This window comes from Bythopirellula sp. (assembly GCF_041737835.1).
In the GTDB taxonomy this organism is placed as follows: domain Bacteria; phylum Planctomycetota; class Planctomycetia; order Pirellulales; family Lacipirellulaceae; genus Bythopirellula.
On the sequence record NZ_JBGSQY010000007.1, the window covers coordinates 1 to 1,806 of the forward strand.

The 1,806-nt window shown below is 55.0% G+C and carries 2 protein-coding genes; both read left to right on the top strand.

Annotated features, from left to right (window positions below; translation table 11 throughout):
- The first annotated feature begins 593 nt into the window (after positions 1-593).
- A complete protein-coding gene (locus AC6T8Q_RS02905) occupies positions 594-932 on the top strand; it encodes a hypothetical protein (protein WP_500677648.1) in 339 nt (112 codons plus the stop codon).
- An 18-nt stretch (positions 933-950) separates the two neighbouring features.
- Positions 951-1,694, top strand: coding sequence for a hypothetical protein (locus AC6T8Q_RS02910; RefSeq protein WP_500677649.1), 744 nt, complete (start codon positions 951-953; stop codon positions 1,692-1,694).
- The last annotated feature ends 112 nt before the right edge of the window (positions 1,695-1,806 follow it).

The window sequence follows — 1,806 nt, forward strand, 5'->3', positions numbered from 1 at the left end:
CAACGAAGCGGTAACAACGAAGTGGCCAGAATCAGCCGCGGGGCGTTAGCCCCCGGTTTGCCAACGCCGGGCGCCACACAATAACCGGATGCTAACGCATCCCGGCTGATGGTTGCCGCTGGGGACAGTTAGCCAGGGCACGCATCAGGGGCTGGAAGACACGCTGCGGAGTTACCGCCGGCGCGGACGCCTGTCCCCCTCCGACCGTGCTTGGCGCCGAGAAGTGCCGCATCTCGTTGCAATGGCTTCACTTACGACTGCGAAGGCGGGGCGCCGTCGGCTGGATGTCCCCCGATCGCGTGAATCAGTGGTTTACGCAGCAGCCTGGATTCTATGCACCACGATTTTTGGTCGACGTCGCATCTGATCCGACTACGTACCTTGCCGCGGGCTCGGGTGCCGTTAATCTGGCGCGACCATCCGCGTTCCTGTCACCCGCCATACGGACGACAGGGGCCCCTATTGGAATCGCCTCAAGGTCAACAGGAGCCCCAATTGAGAGCCTTCTTCGCGCGAACGCAAAGCGAATTAGTACCGCTGGATTCACAGAGGCACAAAAAGGGGCCTATGGCGAACTGAGAACTTCCCTGACGATGCGGCGTGCAGGATTTGATGAACTTGCCGCCAGGTTATCCGGAAATCAAGGCTTTGACGGCGTCTTCGTGCGGCACAGCGCAAGCGGTTCAATCGCCGATATCGTCATCACAGAGTCAAAATTTGCATCTGATGGAAAACTTCGACTTGATACGACGCGGGGAATGGGCCGGCAGCTTAGTCCGCAGTGGATCGATGGCAACATTCAGAGAATGCTCAACAGTTCTGATCCAGCAATTGTACGAACGGGCATGACGCTCGATGCAAACCGATCACTGATCCGAGCAAAAGCTGCAGTAACGAATGCTAATGGGGTGCAGCGATTTAGTTCACCGTGATGAAAAGGAAGGTGCACAATGGGACTGCGCAATCGGATGCCCATGCTTATGGAATTAAGGCGAGACAACTTGCCAGTGCTATTGGCAAATGCTGCGGATGCGGAGAAAGACAAAGACGGAAGTTCGTCTTCATCGTTGGCCGGAACTCTTCGATTCCTGGGTGTTGCCGAGTATGTCGTGAACGGCGATCGCGATGCGTTTCGCAGCTACCTTACGGGGTCTGCAGCGCTCCGCAATGAGATGCTTGATCGGTATTTGAATGGCGACGCGATCGACGGTTCCTACGTAACAATGATTTTATACAAGGATATTTTGACTGCATTGGCGGCAAACGACTTCGGTCTAGCCCGGTCAATTGCATCAAAAGCAGGAGGGCGTCACGAGCTCGAGATGAAGTACGACCACACGTTCGATCTGGCATTCGGCTATGCTCTAAAGGCGGTGGTCGAGAATGACGAGTTGGGCATGAAGCGATGGTGTAAACAGTTGCTGGATGAGTGTTCCGACGAAGCAAATAGCGACCTTCAATTTTATGCTGAAGCATTGGATGCTATCCGGCGGAGTAGTTCCTTCGACGTAAGTATTGCGTTAAAAGAGATATCATCTCGGCATACAAACCAAGCTAAGGTCGGTGGCATATTTAAAGATACGGAGGACGAAACGCTGTGTGTGTGGGGGATTGCGCTTGCAAATTTGGCGATCAATTGTGGCCTTTCGATAGATGTGGCTTCATCATTCATACCACAAGATTTAGTTGGGTGACTTGCAAGGCGAGGCGCGATGTCCGCCACGGCCACGCCCGGGGCCGGGCGCCATGGCCCACGCTAGCGTGGCCATGGGATGCGCTATAGGCAGGTGCCCAATTGACCGTCCC

Bases quoted from the DNA above. Each gene is read 5' to 3' on its own strand.
- AC6T8Q_RS02905 (WP_500677648.1), top strand. From the start codon at position 594: ATGCGGCGTGCAGGATTTGATGAACTTGCCGCCAGGTTATCCGGAAAT.
- AC6T8Q_RS02910 (WP_500677649.1), top strand. From the start codon at position 951: ATGGGACTGCGCAATCGGATGCCCATGCTTATGGAATTAAGGCGAGAC.